The sequence below is a fragment of the Micromonospora nigra genome (assembly GCF_900091585.1).
GTDB classification, from domain to species: Bacteria; Actinomycetota; Actinomycetes; order Mycobacteriales; family Micromonosporaceae; genus Micromonospora; species Micromonospora nigra.
The window spans coordinates 1-13,957 of record NZ_FMHT01000001.1 but is presented as its reverse complement, the minus strand read 5'-3'; the positions used below and the strand labels follow the sequence as shown (position 1 = coordinate 13,957).

Below are 13,957 nucleotides of genomic sequence, written 5' to 3'. Positions count from 1 at the left end.
ATGGTGGCGCGGTTTTGACTTCGGGGTTGACGTTGCGACGCTGATCTTGCGTCGCTGGGGTTGCGGTTCTGATCTTTGTGACGACTGGGTGACTATTGCTGATCTTGCATGGCGTGATGATCGGTTGCGCTGCGGAGAGTGATGGGCGTTCGGTCTTGATCCGGCCCGGTCCTGCGGCGCGCTCGAACTTCGCCAGCACGCGCCAGCGGGCGACCGCCCGACCGCGCTCGGCCCGGCAGCCGCCCGCTGGCGGTGATGATCAGGACGCTCGCGTGCGCCGTGCGGCGGCGTGCCACCTCTCGACCGCGCCCGGGTCCCATACGGGCGTCCGGCCCACGTGGCGGGCGGGCTTCGGTGCCTGGCCCCGCGACACGTACCCGTGCCAGGTGTCCCGGCTGATCTTCCGGCCCTGCTCGGCCAGCCACGCCAGCACCTGCTCCGTCGTCCACTCCGGCTCCGCCGGACGCCCCTGCTCGCTCACTTGATCCGTTCCCCCTGCTCGCTGGCGACGATCGCCAGCAGTTCGTCGTCCAGCCCAGCAGCATCCCGCTCGGCCTGAATCTCGGCGGTGGCCTCCTGCACCCGCCGCAGCCCCCACTTCGGGTCACCCTTGCCGAACTCCCGGGCCAGCTGCGCCCCGGTCAGCGGCCTACCCGCCTCCACGCTCTCCCGGTACCGCTTCCGGGCGGCGGCCCGCTCCTGGGCCGCGCTGTCCGGAGCCACCTGGTCGACGGGCGGACGGTGGCGCACCACCGGCCGCGCCGGCTCGGGCACCGGCCCCATCTCGATCGCCCGGCGAGGTTCGGGCACTGCCCGGACGTCGGGCGTCCGCAGCTCGGGCACCTCGGGCACTGCCCGGACGTCGGGCGTCCGGACCTCGGGCACCTCGGGCACTGCCCGGCCCTCGGTCACGTCCTGCCCGATGGTGTCCGGCTGCCCGACAGTCGGGCGCTCGGGCGCTGCGGCGTCCTGCCCGACGGTGGCGTGCTCCTCGCCGGGGCTCAACGCCGATCCGATCTTCGCCGCCCACCCGGCGTAGTCCGCCCGGGCCTCGATCTCCACCGCCAACCGGTCCATGTCGTACGTCGTGGCGGCGATCTTCGCCCGCAACGGGTTCTTGTGCTCTTCCCGGATCAGCTGCTCCACCGTGGCGGCGATCGCGCGTCGACGGTCCCGGGTGCGGATCTGCTCCCGCGCGACCGCCAACGACTGCTGGATGCCGTACCCGTGCGACTGCGCGAGCGTCCGCGCGAGCCTGGTCACCTCCGGCTCCCGCCGCCACTGCCGCCACCCGTACCGGGGCGGCGTCTTCGCCAGCTTCCCCGCGGCGCGCAGCGCGTCGCGCATCCTCGCCGCCGAGTGAGCCAGGTAGAGCACGTAGGCGAACGCGGACAGCCCACCGAACCCGATGGCCAGGTACAGCACATCGAGGTGCCCGAAGACGTTGATGGCCACTGCCACGGCCGCGATCAACGCCGACATGGTGCGGTAGGCGTACGCCTTCTCACCCTTGCGCCGGCGGTCGTCGGCGAGCATTGCGGTGGCCACGCCGCCCAGCTCGATCACGGCCACGCCGGGTGCCGACACGATCGGGCGGAGCCATCCCCAGAACTCGGCCGGCCACGGGATGTGGTCGACGGCCGCCCATACCTGCCCGACCAGTGCCGCCGTGACGGCGGCGGCGTAGAACGCGTACGCGATCCGGTCCGCCCGCGTCGTCGGGACGTTGGGCAGCTGCTCGACCTCCTGGTCGACGCGCGCCGCGTCCTGTCCGACCGGTGCCCGACCGGTCATCGGCTCCGTGCTCACCTGCCCGTCACCTGCTCCCTCATCTTCGGCGCGGGCCCGACGGCGATCCGCCGAATCGCCAGGTCCACCTGTACGGCAAGCTGCGACGCCCACCGCTGCGCCTCCACCTCGTCCACCGGCAGGCGGATCGAACCGGTCAGCTCCAACCGGCTCCGCCCGTCGATGGTCTCGACGCGGGTCGCCACCAGGCGGCCGTACGCCAACCGCCACGCCATCGGGTCCGACCGGTGCTCACCGGACGCGTAGCCGTGCTGCGCGGTGCACTGGTGGTCTCCAGCGCACCACGGCGGGCACACCCTCCCTGGCCGGCGCCACCGCCTACCCGTGATCGCATTCCTCATCTGGTCCTCCACTACGGTTGGTGGAGGACCGGCCAGATACGACCTGGCCGGTCCGTCCTCGATTACGCGGCGCTGGAGCTGCCGCAGCAGGGGCAGGCGTCCGGGTCGCCAGTCGTCGGCGCATCCGGGTCGGGCAGCGGGCAGTCGCACCCGCAGTTCGGGCAGGCGTACTGGCCGCCGGGGTGTTTGCAGTCGCAGAGCCCGCCTGCCGGGCACTCGTACGCGGCGAGGATCTCTCGATCGGATCGGGGCTTGCCCATCAGGCGGCCCACCCCGCGATCGTGGCGGCCACGCCGAGCGCCAGCCCGACCAGCGCCAGATCGACGGCCAGCCGGATCCGCACGTACTTCGCCACGGCGATCCGCGATAGGTCGGCCAGCCGCCGCGCCGACTCCTCCGGGCCGGCCAACGCGTCGACGTCCTGGAGCAGCTGCGCCGGGCTCATCCGCGCGTACCGCACGAACCCGTGTCCACCGCCGAGCGCCGGCCGGACGCCAGCGAGCAGCAGACCGGCCGCGCCGACCATCGCCGCAGCGGCGAGCCACCCGGGCACCGCCGCGACGGCGGAGAGGTGGGCGCCGGTGATGACGCCCGGGGCCGCGACGGCGGCGGCCCCCGTCAACCCGATCAGTAGGGCGGCCTTGCCGTCCGCCCGGGCCAGCTGCGCCTCCACGGCGGCGACCTCCTGCGCGAGCGCGGTGCTCACCGAGCCTTCCTGCCGCGCCTGCGTCTCCGGCTGCCCCATCACAGACCGTCCGCCATGTCGTCCTCGCGGCGCGCGCGCTTCCGCTCGGCGCGCTCCTCACGCAGCCATTCCAGCGCCGTCGGGATCGCGTTGGTGTGCGCGGCCTCGACCTCCGTCACCCTCGGCCACGCCCGGTCGGTGCTGGCCGGCTCCTGCTCGGCGACCGGCTCGGGCTTCCGCAGCTGCCAGAACGGCACCTGCCCCTCCTCGGCGACGTGCTCGAACATGCCGGTTGCCTCGATCTCCTCGGCGACCCGCTCAGCCTCCGCGCGCTCCGCAGCGCGGACCTCCTCGCTCGCCCACGGGTCGCGGCCGACGAACTCGCGGGAGTCGGTCAGGATGCCGCCGAGCGCCGCAGCCTGCGCGACCCGCTTGGCCTCAGCGATCCGGGCCGGGTCGACCTGGCCGTCGGTGTGGCTGTCGGCCTCCTTCCGCAGCTGCTCGGCGTATGCGCGGGCCGCCGCGGCGGATGCTGCCTTGCGAGCACCCCACGTCGCCGGGTCGAGCTGCCCGCTGTCCACGTCGCCGCCGTAGCCGCGCTCCCGCAGCACCTCGGCCGGGTTGTCGGCGTCTACCTGCAACCCCCGGGCGGCGCGCTCGCAGTCATCGGCCAGGCGGCGGAGGTCGTCAGCGGTGCCGCCGGTCGTCGCGTCGTCGCCCTGGTCGTCGTCCAGCTGCCGGAACTCGTCGCCAAGTCCGTCTCCGCCGAGCAGGTCAGCGACCACGGCGCGGTCGATGTTCGGCGCGTCGATGGCGCGGAGCACGTCCCGGCAGTCGCGGCCGTCGGCGCCAGCCTCGGCCAGCACCCGGTCGTAGAGCAGCGCCTGATCGGGGGTGAGCGCGTTCATTCGTGCGGTCATCTGCTCGCCCAGCTCGATCCGGGCCTGCCGGCGGGCCTCGGCCACGATCGACTCATCCGCCCGGCGGTACACCTCCGCCCGAATGTCGGCGCTCACGTCGCCCCGGTCCCACTCGGCCATGCACGCCTCGGTCCAGCTGGCGGCCATGTCCGGCGCGGTCACGTAGTGCGCCCAGTACAGGTGTCGCGCGATCTGGTCGCGGTCGGTGGTCTCCACCGTGTCCCCTCTCGATGGTGAGCGGCGTCCCCGCTCTCCCCACCATTCTACAAGTCGGACTTGTAAAGGGGAAGCCCTCCACACGCGACACGCCCACCGCCAACCGGTCATGGTCAGCCGTGGGCGTTGATGGCGGCGTTACTACCAGGCGTTACCGGGCGGGCCTCACCTCCTGGTCGTCGCGCTCCCCCGAGCACCGCCGGGTCGGCGCCACCGGGGTCGCCGGTGTGCCAGTCGACCGGGCCGCCCTGGTAGGGCCGATAGGTGCGGCCCTCGCGGGCGGCCCGGGTTCGGGCGGCCTGGTCCATCTCGGCGAGCCGTTCGGCGATCAGGCGCTCTCGGGTGGCGCGGGGTTCGTCGTGCTCGGCCCAGGTGCCGCGCAGCTCCAACACGTCGCGGTCGTAGCGACCACGCAGGTACGCGGCTGCGGCGACGGCCAACACCTCCTCGGCGGTGTAGAGCGGGCCGGGCATCGGGTTGGTCACCTCCTGGTCGTCGGGGTGGCCAGGTCGCCGGTCCCGTGGGGAACCGACGACCTGACCACGGAGGGGCTACCGGCGGCGGCCGGCGACCTGCTGGAGCGCGGTGGTCGCGTCCTTCACGGCTTGGTCGGCGGCACGGCCACCGATCACCCGCTGGACGTTCTTCGCGGCGTCGAGCTGCGCCGCTGCCTTCTGGATCTGCTGGGCCTTGCTCATCGGGGACTCCTCCCGACTGGCTCCCGCTCGGTGTCGTCAGCACCTCGCGCGAGCTACCTCCCGCCACTCGGCGGCTCCCGCGCGGGCCGGCTCCCCCTGGTCCGGCCCCACGGCCTCCGTCGCTGGTCAGGTACGGCGCTGCCGCGTCCAGTCCTCGGCGCACGTCTTGTGGCACGGCACGCCCTTGGGACTACGGCAGATCGCCGGCTTTCCGCAGATCACGCACGGCTCTGGCGGGCCGGCGCTGCCGGTCTTCGTCCAGTCCAGCCCGCCGGGCGTCGCGCTCATCGCGCCGGGAGTGTCCGCCGGGTCACCACAGCGGCACCTCATCGAACCCGTCGGGGAACTCCGGCCGCGGCTTCGGCTTCGGCGCCGGCGGCGCGGCCAGGTACCGGCGAGCAGGGTCCGTCAGTCGGACGTTGCGCTCGTGCACCTGGTGCTCCACGCCGTCGACCAGCACCACCGCGTACGGGTGCTCGTACCGGACCCACGACCCGCGCGGCTCCTTCCAGCAGATCGCCGGCGCACCGATGGTCTTGGGTACCAACCACACCCGCGTGCCCACCGGGATGCGGAGCGGGTCGGCCAGGGAGTAGATCGAACGGGCGGGCGACTCCTCACCCTGCGCGGGCTCGATGTTCGGCTGCGGGTACGGCTCCTCGGCCGCGCTGGTCCGGGGAACCTCGCCGCGCCGGCGGTCGGCGCTCATCGCTGCGGGGCGCAGTCGTCGCACGAGGTGGGCGGCTTCGCGTTGCCCCACAACGTCACGGAGTGCCGGCCGCAGGGCAGCAGCACCCATCGGGATCGGGGCTTACCGGTAGCCTGTCGGGTCATGGTCGGGGACTCCTCCCGATCTAGGCCCTCGGTCGGTGTCGTCAGCACCGCCGGGGGCCGCCTTGTATCTACCTCCATTTTACAAGTCGAACTTGTAAAGAGGTAGCAGGAAGAGTTCAGATAGCGCGAGCACGACGGACCCGCTTCCCACACGTCCGGGGCTAGAGATCCATCCCGGCGGCCTGATCTCCGATCGACCGCGCCGGCCGGCAGGGTGCAACCGGGGTTGGGTTGCGCCCTGGTGGTCGGTGTGGTTGCCCTTGCGGCAGGGCGTCGGGGTGGATCGACCCCGGACACCACTGACCGCCGCAACGGTTGCCGATCTTCCCCATCCTGGTGCCTGCCCCGCCGGCGAGGCGCGGGGAAGGGGGCAGCGCCCCGAACGTGTGGAGTCGACGCGCGACCGTCCGTTCTGGGCTGAGTGTGGACGGTCCGTAAGTCGACACCGTTCGATCTTGCTAGAAAATCTACATGGATGTACATTGACCTTTGCTGCTCAACGGAGCAACGTGATCACGGAGAGAAAGGCGGCCGATGCCCGACAGTCCACCCACCAGCGGCGGGACCGACCGAAAGGCGCTGCACTGCTGGATCGACGCCACGGTGTCCGACCGGCTACGGCAGTACGCCGCACAGCACGGCGTGAAGATCCAACACGTCACCGAGCGCGCGCTGGATGCCTACCTCACCGAACGTGGAGCCTGATCAACCCGCACATAAGGCGGGGCCGGGCTGCGTCATCACCGCAGCCACGGCCCCTGATCACCCCGGATGGAGCCCGGAATGACTTCGACACAGACTAGATTCCCCGCCCGATCGACCGGCATAGCGGCTATCTGCTGCGGCAGCGGGTGGCTCGCGCAGTCCGTCCCGACGGAGGTGCTCGACCACTCCGTCGGCTATGGCCTGATCGCTGGTGGCCTGGCCATCGGCGCCGGCGCGCTCGGCCGGTGGACCGCCAACCGCAGCGGCAGCAAGGCCACCTCCGACCGGTGGGCCGAGCGAACCCGCCGGCAGGGCGGGGTGGCCGGTAGCTGGGACGTCCTGCGGCACGGGTCGGCGTGGGCGATGCGCCGGCAGGCCCTCGTGCTGCGGCCGAGCCTCGGCGACCGGTCGTGGTACCAGCGGCTGCGGACGCCCGTCACCGAATACGCCGCGCCGATCGCCCGGGTTGGCATGGTGCGGGTGTTCTCCCCGGTGGAGGACGTCACGCTGAGCCTCGGCGGTCCGCGTACCGGCAAGACCGGCAGCATGGCCTGCCGAATTCTCGACGCGCGCGGCGCGACGGTGGTCACGTCCACCCGGACGGACCTGCTGTTTCTCACCGGCCCGACCCGGGCCAAGGTCGGCCCGCTGATGGTGTTCAACCCGTCCGGACTCGGTGACGTGGCCACCAACGTTAAGTTCTCCCCCCTGTCCGGCTGCAAAACGGCCCGGGGAGCATCTGACCGGGCATCCGACCTGATCGACGCCGCGACCAACCTCGGCGGCGGAGGTGGGTCCGGTGACCGGGCGTTCTGGACCGATCAGGCGCGCCAGGTGCTCGCGGTGCTGCTGCACGCGGCGGCGGTCGGCGATCACACCATGCGACACGTGCTCCGCTGGATCTCCCGGCCCGACCAGGCTCGGGACTCGGTGTTGTCGCTGCTCGACCACGCACCGGAGATGCGGGAGGTGGCGGCAGGGTTCTTCGACACCAACGACCGGACGCGGAGCAGCATCACCACGTCGATCCGGCCCGCGCTGGCCTGGCTCACCGACCCGACCGCCGCGGCGACGACCGAGGGCGGCCCCGACGAGGTGTTCGACGTGGCCGAGTTCCTGCGGCTGCGCGGCACGCTGTACCTGCTCGGCGCTGAGGATGCCGTGGTGGCTCCGCTGGTCGCCGCGCTGACGGCGGAGATCGCCCGGCAGGCCCGGCGGATCGCGTCGCTCAGCCCGTCCGGCCGGCTCGATCCGCCGCTGACGCTCGCGCTCGATGAGGCGGCCCTGATCTGCCCGATCCCGCTGGACCGGTGGACGGCCGACATGGGCGGGCGGAACATCACCATCCACATCGCCGCGCAGTCCCGGGCCCAGCTGCAACAGCGGTGGGGCAAAGAAGGCGCGGCGGCGATCCTGAACAACTCGGCCACCATCATCATCTTCGGTGGCACCCGCGATCCGGAGGACCTGGCCGGGTTCTCCACCCTCACCGGCGAGCGGGACGAGGTGGTCGAGACGAAGGACGCCGATGGGAAGGTGGTCAGCACGTCCACGCGATCGGTGCCGGTGCTGTCGGCGGCCCGGATCGCCAATCTCCCGAAGGGGTACGTGGTGCTGATCCGGCGCGGGCTCGCGCCGAGCATCGGCCGCGTTCAGATGGCCTGGAAGCGGCGCACTGTGCGGAAGGTCAACCGGACGGCGAAGCTTGACGTCCAGCAGCACAGCACGTCGTACGAGGCGGACGCGCGTAGCCACGACCAGGATGAGGAGGTGCGGACCCGGTGACGGATCAGGAGTGGCGGCGGCCGGTCTCGGCGCTCGGCGCCGACCTTGAGCGCGTTTCCCGGCGGGTGGAGACCGTGGCGGCGAACGCGTCGCGGGCCGCCGACATCGCCGGCGAGGCGCACAAGGTGATCGGGGTCCTCTCCGCGCAGATTGAGGGCATCGCGCGGGCCCGGGCCGCCGCCGGCGGTGGCCCGGGCGAGCCGGCCGCCGTGGTGTCCTGGTGGATGGTCGATGAACCCGACGAGGCGCTGCGGCTGTTGCAAGGGCTGGCCGGCTGGCTGGATGCGGTCTACCTCCGGTACCACGACGCGCAGCTGTCGGGCTGCTGGCTGTGGCATGGCGAGGTGGTCGAGGAACTGCTGGTGCTCCATCAGGCGTGGTACGACGCGTTCGTGTCGCCGGAAGCGACATCAGCTCGGGCCGTCGACTGGCACGACCGGGCGCGGCCGGGGGTGGTGCGCCGGATCAAGAAGGCGTTGAGCGGGTGCAACCTGACCCGGCACAAGCCGACCGGCCCGGCCGACGTGGTGCCTCCGCGCGCCCCGACGGTCGACGCCGTGCCCGACATCGCCGATTGGTGGGCGGCCACCCGTGGGCGGACCGCCGCGCCATCGCCGACCCCGGCCCAGCTGGCGGAGGAACGCGCGGCCCGGGACGCCGACTACCGCACCTGAACCTGGCTGCACACCGTCGAGAGGGCCCCGTGAACACGTCACGGGGCCCTCTGTCGTTGATGCGCTGGCGGACTGTCGGCAGGCCGTGGGACCCTGACGGGTATGGATGTGCGCGTGCCGCTGGACAACCTCGGGGTGCCGCTGGTCGACTTCGCCGCGGTGCTGACCGAGGCCGCGCGGCGGTGGCAGACCGAGCAGGGTGACCGGTACGTCGGCGCGGTGCTGACCAGCCTGCAATGGGTCGCGCAGCTGCACACGTCGGCGCCGGCCACCGGCCGAACCGTCGTTGCCGGGCCGGATGCGATCGCGCGGGAGCAGATGGCCGCCGACGCCGTGGTGTACGGCTGGCCCGACGCGCCGGCCGGCGTCTCCCGGGAGTGGGCGTTGGGCGTCGCCGCGGCGCTCGGGTGGGTGCGGGGCGTGTCCCCGACGTACCCGATCCGCCTCGGCGGGTCGCGCCGGGCGGCGTAGCTCACCGCCCGGACAGCGGTCCCGGTCAGCCGCGACCACGCGGGGCTGCGTCACCACCTCCGGCGAGTCGGCCGGCGAGCATGGCGACCTGGTTGGTGAGGTCGGTCGCCTGAGCGCGGGCCTCCCGTTCGGCCGATCGGGCCGTGGTCAGCTCTCCACGCAGTTCCTGCACCTGCCCGTCTCGGTCGGCCAGCCTCGACTCCGCCGACGTCCGTCCGGCCTCGGCTTGGTCCCGCTCCCGCTCTACCGCGCGCAGCTGCTCGCGGGCCTGCGCCAGCGCCCGCTCCGCCTCCTGCTGCGCGGTCCGCGCTGCGGCGGCCTCGCCTGCGGCCTGCTCCGCCCGGCCGGTCGCGGCGGCCACGTCGTGGGTCAGCCGGGCAACCTCGCCGGCCTGCCGGGACACCTCGGCCCGCGCCTCGTCGCGGGCGGCGCCCGCCTCATCGAGCTGGCCGCGCAGCTGCTCCAGCACGGCCGCCTGGTCCTGCTCCCGCCGCCCGGCGGCGGTCAACTCCGCCCGCACCGTCTCCAGCTCCCGCGCCAACTCGTCCCGCTCGGCGCGGACCTGCTCCACCTCCCGGCCGCGCTGCTCGACCTGTCCGGTCAGCTCGTCCACCCGTGCGCGGGTGCCGGCCAGGTCAGCGGTGAGCTGGTCGACCTGGGCGGCCATGTCTTCGGCGTCGATGCGCAGCTGCTCGGCGCGGCTCTCCGCGGCGACCCGCCGGGCGTGCTCGGCGGCCCGGCCGGCTTCCGCGTCGCTGACCTTCTGCGCTGCCTCGGTGGTGACGGCCTCGATCTGCGCCTCGGCGGCGTCGACGTCCCCGACCGTCCGCATCGCCTCGGCGTGTCGGCCCAACGCGTCGATCAGCTCCCGGCTGAGCCGCTCGATCGCCTTCACCGACCCGGCGGCCGTATCGCCAGCCATCGTCACTGGCCGACCCAGATCCGGCTGCTCGCCGCTCGGCCCGCCGGCCGGACGGCCTGCCGGACGCGGAACGCGGTCTGCGCGTTGTGCTCTGGGTTCTCGCAGTACTTCGGCGGCCTGCCGGGGCCCACCGCTCGCTCGGCCGAGCGATCGCACCCGGGAAACGCGCACTCCTGCTGAGCCTGGGGGTCTGCGTGTCAGTCATGCCCAAATAATATCATAGAATTAGATTCGTTGGCAGAATGAAACGAAATAAATTGAATGTAGAGGGCGGCGGCTCGGCTTTCGTGTCGCGGGCCGCGCCCACCGGCGGACACCGCCACCGTGGCGCAGTTGACCTGAACGGCGACCAACTGTGGCCCGCCCCCGGGGTGAAAGATCCACCCGACGCGGCACCCTCCCCCTCCCAGGTGAGCAGTTGTCCTGAACCGAGAGCGTCCACGCTGCCCGGCTCCTGGTCGACCCGCCACGCACCACCGGCGGACGTCGCCCCCTGCTCGAACGGGGTTGACCGGGGCAGCCGGGTTGCTCACCGGCGAGTCCGCACCTGCGCAAATGCGGACTGCGTACCGTGGCCGGTCATGAGAGTGCTCACGACCGTCAACCTCAAGGGCGGGAGCGGCAAGACAACGACAGCCGCCTACCTCGCCCACGCATTCGCCGACCGTGGCCGGCGGCCGATCATCGTGGACGCCGATCCGCAGGGCTCGGCCGTGCGCTGGCAGGAACTCGGGGGCTGGCCGCTGCCGGCGGTCGCCTTGCCGTCCACGACGCTGCATCGCCAGCTCGCCGGCGTGGTCGACCGCAACCGCTTCGACCTGGTGGTCATCGACACGCCTCCGCTGGAGGATCGCCACGGCATCGTGGTGTCCGCGCTGGCGCGTCGCTACCGACGTCCTGGTGACGATGGCGCCGTCGATGATGGAGCTGGATCGGGTCGGCCCCGTCTGGAAGGCCATCGAGGACGCGGCCGGCTACCGCAACGATGACCCGTCCGTGTCGGTGCTGTTCAACCGGGTGACAGCCCAGGGCCAGCAGCACCCAGGCGCACCGGGACATCCTCACGGAGCAGGGCCGGCGGGTGCTGGCGACCACCATCCCGCGCCGCGAGGTGTACGCACAGGCGTTCGGCTCACCGATCGGCAAGGACGAACCCACGCCCGGTTAGCGGAGGAACTGCTGACCATGTGGGGCGAGCGGTGAGCGCGAGTCGTCGCGCCGACCTCGCGGCCCGCGCTGCCCGCGTCGCCGGCGCTGGCGTCGAACGGCCGGCGGAAACCACGGAAGCCCGCTTCTCCGCACCTGCGCAACCGCGCGACTCCGCACCTGCGGAAGTGCGCAAGTCCGCACCTGCGGAAGCGCGGAGCACCCCGCAGCGCTCCGGCTCGACTCCCCGAACCAACCCGGTACGGATGACGGTCGAGCTGGCACCGATGGAGCACCGTCGACTACGCCGCTACTGCGACCAGGTGGCCGACGACATCGGCGTGGTCCAGGTCGCCGGCGCGGAAGTCGTCCGGGTGCTGCTCGGCCTCCTCGACGGAGATAGCGACCTCGCGGCGAGGGTCGCGCAGGAACTCGCGCGCAGCGGCGGCAACCGGCGGCGCTGACTCGGTGACGTGGCCACGGGCACAACCGGCAGAACGTCCTAGGATGCCATACGGGATGTGCTCGGCCACCCACCACCCGTCGATGCCTGCTCGTGTGGAGGTGGCCAGGACATTTGCCCGTCGACCAGGCGCGCGGCGGTGCTGCGGAAGTGCGCAGATCCGCAACTGCGGAAGTCCGCGCGCACCTGTCGGCCTCGCGCGCGCGCACGCGCGAGGTACGTACGGGGCTGGCCTTGGAAAACCGTCTGGAGTGGGCACCGTTCGTACCTGGTCGCGGTGACGTCCCGACCTAGGGCGAGTCGCCGGCGGCCTCGTGCGGGTCGTCAGGCCGTGCGTACGGTCTTGGTGCGCGTTGGGGGGAGTGTTCGTTACTCTCCGTGCCCTCGACGGCGCCCCGCCCCTGCAAGCAGATTCCGCCCTGGCGGGACGGTCTCTACTCACAGGGAGGGGGCGACGGTGGGCCAGGTAACGGGCCTGCCACGCCGCGTCGGGTACTACTCCGACGCCAGGGCGGGATGTGTCGACAGCTCTTGTCGGTCCGGATGGCCTAGATCGCCGGTGCCGCGCCGGGTCTGCCCCGGCCGCGCTGGGCCTGCCGTGTTCTGCTCCCGCGATCACTCGCGGGGCAACGCGCGCTGGCTGACGACTCCAATACGCGGAAGCTACCTTCTGAGGGACGGCCCGCGCGGGCCGGTCGCTTGATTCGGACGCCTCCCGGCGTGCTCGGAGCCTCTGCCCACCTCCGAAACCAGGCCAATCTTGCGCCAGTGAGCACCGGGTATGCTCAGCCTGTTGTTTGATCTAGCAATCGATAACCTACTGAGCGCCGCCCTCGGGCCGGCGTTCTGTCTTCCGACCGCCGGCGCAAGATCAATTGCGGCTCGCATCGGATTCGGCACTCCCGTCCACTCCCGATCCGCTCGCGCTCATTGCAGCGGGGCACCGCTGTCGCTGGCAGTGATACAGTTGATCGCCGCCGGCCCTGGCCCGCCGGTGGCCGGTACGCGGGGGAGGTGTCGGGTGTTCTGCGACCGTGGGCGCGGCGCTTTCGGCCCGCGGGGGCGGCTGCGGGCGCTGCGGGGCCACGGTCGAGCGGTCGCCCATCCCATCACACGGCGGCCGGCGGCTGCCGAGTGCTGCCGCCCGAAACCGTTGCGCCGGTCGACGTCGACCAGTGGGCGGACCGCACGGGCGGGGGCCACTGGGCCGGCTCCACCTGGGCGAACCTGACCGGGACCGGGCCGGATCGTCGCGGCTGGTCAACGTGCCGTTCTCGTTCTCCTGGCCGCCATCGGGGCCGTGTTCGGCGGCCTCGCCGGCGTGGTGTCCGGCACCATCGCCGGTCAGGGCGTGCTCTCCCGCCTCGACGCTCTCCTGACCTGGGTTTTCCCCTGCCCATCAAGGCAGAGCAGCTACTCCCCACGGCTGCGGCTCAGGTCGGCGGCATCGTCGGCGGCGTCCTCGGCGCGGTGCACGGTGCCGGCCGGCTCGCCTGGATGGCGGCCGTGTGGCCCTGGGAAGCCCTGGCGGACGGCGACCCGACGTGGCCGTGGGCGGTCGCGCTCGGCCAGGTCGTGACCGCGCTGGTCGTCGGCGCGCTCTACCTGGTGTGGACCGTGGCACGGAGGCACCGGTACGGATCGCCGGCGCCCGGGCTGTCCGCCGGAGCGGCGTGGCCCGGGATCGTGGCGACTCCGGCGGCGGGAGGACTGCGGACGTTGCCGCGGCTGCTGGTCGACGACCGGCGCGAGCCCAGCGAGCGCGTACGTCCGACGTCGTCAACTCGGCTTGGAGCAGCTCGACTAGACGCGACCAGGTGGCCGGCGTCCTCGCTCACACTGGCGCACTGGCGGCCGGCCCGGTGCGATGGCCTGGGCGCGCGGCGTGGCGCTGCCGCTCTACCTGCTCTACGAGCTGGCCGACCGGCTCTTGCGCGGGTCCTCCCGGCCGCTGCACTTCGCCGTGCGGGTGCTGCTGTGGCCGGTGCTGGTGACGGTGCGGTACCTCGTGGTCCCCGTCCAAGCGCGGCTGTGGCGACAGGCCGAGTACCGGGCCGACGCCGTGGCGGCGGCGGCGGCTACGGCGCGGCCTGCGGGCGGCCCTGAGCTACCTGCGGCACAGCTTCGACGGAGACCGGTCCGGCTGGGACCGGGCGGTCCTGGCCACCCATCCGCCGAACGAACTGCGACTGGAACGCCTGGAGCGCGGCGAGCATCCGGCGCCTGCGGGAGGACCACCCGCTGACGCGGGCGCTGCCGGGCTGGTCGGACCGGTCGACGGTCCGGAA

18 protein-coding genes are annotated in these 13,957 nt (G+C 72.6%); 6 read left to right on the top strand and 12 right to left on the bottom strand.

Translation table 11 applies throughout. The features are described 5' to 3' along the window. Positions 1-259 precede the first annotated feature (259 nt). The 10 genes from GA0070616_RS00070 to GA0070616_RS29070 form a co-directional block, all read right to left on the bottom strand. Complete coding sequence (locus tag GA0070616_RS00070) at positions 260-481, bottom strand: hypothetical protein (RefSeq protein WP_091074605.1); 222 nt, start codon at positions 479-481, stop codon at positions 260-262. Further along, positions 478-1,809 (bottom strand): hypothetical protein, encoded by a 1,332-nt coding sequence (locus tag GA0070616_RS00065; protein ID WP_091074602.1) that lies wholly within the window; start codon positions 1,807-1,809, stop codon positions 478-480. The genes GA0070616_RS00070 and GA0070616_RS00065 overlap by 4 nt, the downstream gene beginning before the upstream one ends. After that, complete coding sequence (locus GA0070616_RS27355; RefSeq protein ID WP_139128790.1) at positions 1,806-2,024, bottom strand: hypothetical protein; 219 nt, start codon at positions 2,022-2,024, stop codon at positions 1,806-1,808. The genes GA0070616_RS00065 and GA0070616_RS27355 overlap by 4 nt, the downstream gene beginning before the upstream one ends. Positions 2,025-2,212: 188 nt before the next feature. Beyond that, positions 2,213-2,410 carry a hypothetical protein gene (locus tag GA0070616_RS27350; RefSeq protein ID WP_139128789.1) on the bottom strand — a complete coding sequence of 66 codons (198 nt, stop codon included), beginning with the start codon at positions 2,408-2,410 and terminating at the stop codon, positions 2,213-2,215. Further along, the gene (locus GA0070616_RS00055; protein WP_139128788.1) at positions 2,410-2,856 is read right to left on the bottom strand and encodes a Pycsar system effector family protein; all 447 of its coding nucleotides are present in this window, start codon (positions 2,854-2,856) and stop codon (positions 2,410-2,412) included. The genes GA0070616_RS27350 and GA0070616_RS00055 overlap by 1 nt, the downstream gene beginning before the upstream one ends. 38 nt (positions 2,857-2,894) lie before the next feature. Then, positions 2,895-3,971, bottom strand: coding sequence for a hypothetical protein (locus tag GA0070616_RS00050; protein WP_091074597.1), 1,077 nt, complete (start codon positions 3,969-3,971; stop codon positions 2,895-2,897). Between the two features lie 113 nt (positions 3,972-4,084). After that, positions 4,085-4,456 (bottom strand): hypothetical protein, encoded by a 372-nt coding sequence (locus GA0070616_RS00045; protein WP_091074595.1) that lies wholly within the window; start codon positions 4,454-4,456, stop codon positions 4,085-4,087. 66 nt (positions 4,457-4,522) lie between these two features. After that, positions 4,523-4,669: a hypothetical protein gene (locus GA0070616_RS27840; RefSeq protein ID WP_175439913.1), complete on the bottom strand. Its 147-nt coding sequence runs from the start codon at positions 4,667-4,669 to the stop codon at positions 4,523-4,525. 310 nt (positions 4,670-4,979) lie between these two features. Next, positions 4,980-5,378, bottom strand: a complete 399-nt coding sequence (locus GA0070616_RS00040; protein ID WP_091074593.1) for a hypothetical protein — start codon at positions 5,376-5,378, stop codon at positions 4,980-4,982. Then, entirely contained in the window at positions 5,375-5,503 is a 129-nt protein-coding gene (locus GA0070616_RS29070; protein ID WP_281187641.1) for a hypothetical protein, read from the bottom strand. The genes GA0070616_RS00040 and GA0070616_RS29070 overlap by 4 nt, the downstream gene beginning before the upstream one ends. A 534-nt stretch (positions 5,504-6,037) precedes the next feature. On the opposite strand from GA0070616_RS29070, the gene GA0070616_RS27835 reads away from it, so the two are divergent. The 4 genes from GA0070616_RS27835 to GA0070616_RS00025 all read left to right on the top strand — a co-directional run bounded on the left by GA0070616_RS27835 (position 6,038) and on the right by GA0070616_RS00025 (position 9,138). Next, complete coding sequence (locus GA0070616_RS27835; RefSeq protein ID WP_175439912.1) at positions 6,038-6,208, top strand: hypothetical protein; 171 nt, start codon at positions 6,038-6,040, stop codon at positions 6,206-6,208. A 78-nt stretch (positions 6,209-6,286) separates the two neighbouring features. After that, on the top strand, positions 6,287-7,993 hold the full coding sequence (locus tag GA0070616_RS00035; protein ID WP_175439911.1) for a type IV secretory system conjugative DNA transfer family protein: 1,707 nt from the start codon (positions 6,287-6,289) through the stop codon (positions 7,991-7,993). After that, a complete protein-coding gene (locus GA0070616_RS00030) occupies positions 7,990-8,667 on the top strand; it encodes a hypothetical protein (protein WP_091074590.1) in 678 nt (225 codons plus the stop codon). Before GA0070616_RS00035 ends, GA0070616_RS00030 begins: the two co-directional genes overlap by 4 nt. Positions 8,668-8,769: 102 nt before the next feature. Further along, a complete protein-coding gene (locus GA0070616_RS00025) occupies positions 8,770-9,138 on the top strand; it encodes a hypothetical protein (RefSeq protein WP_139128787.1) in 369 nt (122 codons plus the stop codon). Between the two features lie 25 nt (positions 9,139-9,163). Here GA0070616_RS00025 and GA0070616_RS00020 read toward each other — a convergent pair whose 3' ends face one another. Continuing rightward, the gene (locus GA0070616_RS00020) at positions 9,164-10,060 is read right to left on the bottom strand and encodes a coiled-coil domain-containing protein (RefSeq protein WP_139128786.1); all 897 of its coding nucleotides are present in this window, start codon (positions 10,058-10,060) and stop codon (positions 9,164-9,166) included. A 581-nt stretch (positions 10,061-10,641) separates the two neighbouring features. Here GA0070616_RS00020 and GA0070616_RS00015 point away from each other — a divergent pair. Further along, positions 10,642-11,049: a ParA family protein gene (locus GA0070616_RS00015; RefSeq protein WP_091074584.1), complete on the top strand. Its 408-nt coding sequence runs from the start codon at positions 10,642-10,644 to the stop codon at positions 11,047-11,049. 423 nt (positions 11,050-11,472) lie between these two features. Further along, a complete protein-coding gene (locus GA0070616_RS00010; RefSeq protein WP_091074582.1) occupies positions 11,473-11,670 on the top strand; it encodes a hypothetical protein in 198 nt (65 codons plus the stop codon). Positions 11,671-13,747: 2,077 nt separating this feature from the next. Here the strand turns inward: GA0070616_RS00010 and GA0070616_RS28405 are convergent. Further along, the coding region (locus GA0070616_RS28405; protein WP_217628165.1) for a hypothetical protein at positions 13,748-13,957 on the bottom strand (210 nt) is incomplete at its 5' end.

What these genes read in the sequence shown, in the direction of transcription:
- GA0070616_RS00020 (WP_139128786.1), bottom strand. Translation starts at nt 10,060, where the DNA reads ATGGCTGGCGATACGGCCGCCGGGTCGGTGAAGGCGATCGAGCGGCTC.
- GA0070616_RS00025 (WP_139128787.1), top strand. Translation starts at nt 8,770, where the DNA reads ATGGATGTGCGCGTGCCGCTGGACAACCTCGGGGTGCCGCTGGTCGAC.
- GA0070616_RS00040 (WP_091074593.1), bottom strand. Translation starts at nt 5,378, where the DNA reads ATGAGCGCCGACCGCCGGCGCGGCGAGGTTCCCCGGACCAGCGCGGCC.
- GA0070616_RS27350 (WP_139128789.1), bottom strand. Translation starts at nt 2,410, where the DNA reads ATGGGCAAGCCCCGATCCGATCGAGAGATCCTCGCCGCGTACGAGTGC.
- GA0070616_RS00035 (WP_175439911.1), top strand. Translation starts at nt 6,287, where the DNA reads ATGACTTCGACACAGACTAGATTCCCCGCCCGATCGACCGGCATAGCG.
- GA0070616_RS27835 (WP_175439912.1), top strand. Translation starts at nt 6,038, where the DNA reads ATGCCCGACAGTCCACCCACCAGCGGCGGGACCGACCGAAAGGCGCTG.
- GA0070616_RS27355 (WP_139128790.1), bottom strand. Translation starts at nt 2,024, where the DNA reads ATGGCGTGGCGGTTGGCGTACGGCCGCCTGGTGGCGACCCGCGTCGAG.
- GA0070616_RS27840 (WP_175439913.1), bottom strand. Translation starts at nt 4,669, where the DNA reads ATGAGCAAGGCCCAGCAGATCCAGAAGGCAGCGGCGCAGCTCGACGCC.
- GA0070616_RS00010 (WP_091074582.1), top strand. Translation starts at nt 11,473, where the DNA reads ATGACGGTCGAGCTGGCACCGATGGAGCACCGTCGACTACGCCGCTAC.
- GA0070616_RS00015 (WP_091074584.1), top strand. Translation starts at nt 10,642, where the DNA reads ATGAGAGTGCTCACGACCGTCAACCTCAAGGGCGGGAGCGGCAAGACA.
- GA0070616_RS29070 (WP_281187641.1), bottom strand. Translation starts at nt 5,503, where the DNA reads ATGACCCGACAGGCTACCGGTAAGCCCCGATCCCGATGGGTGCTGCTG.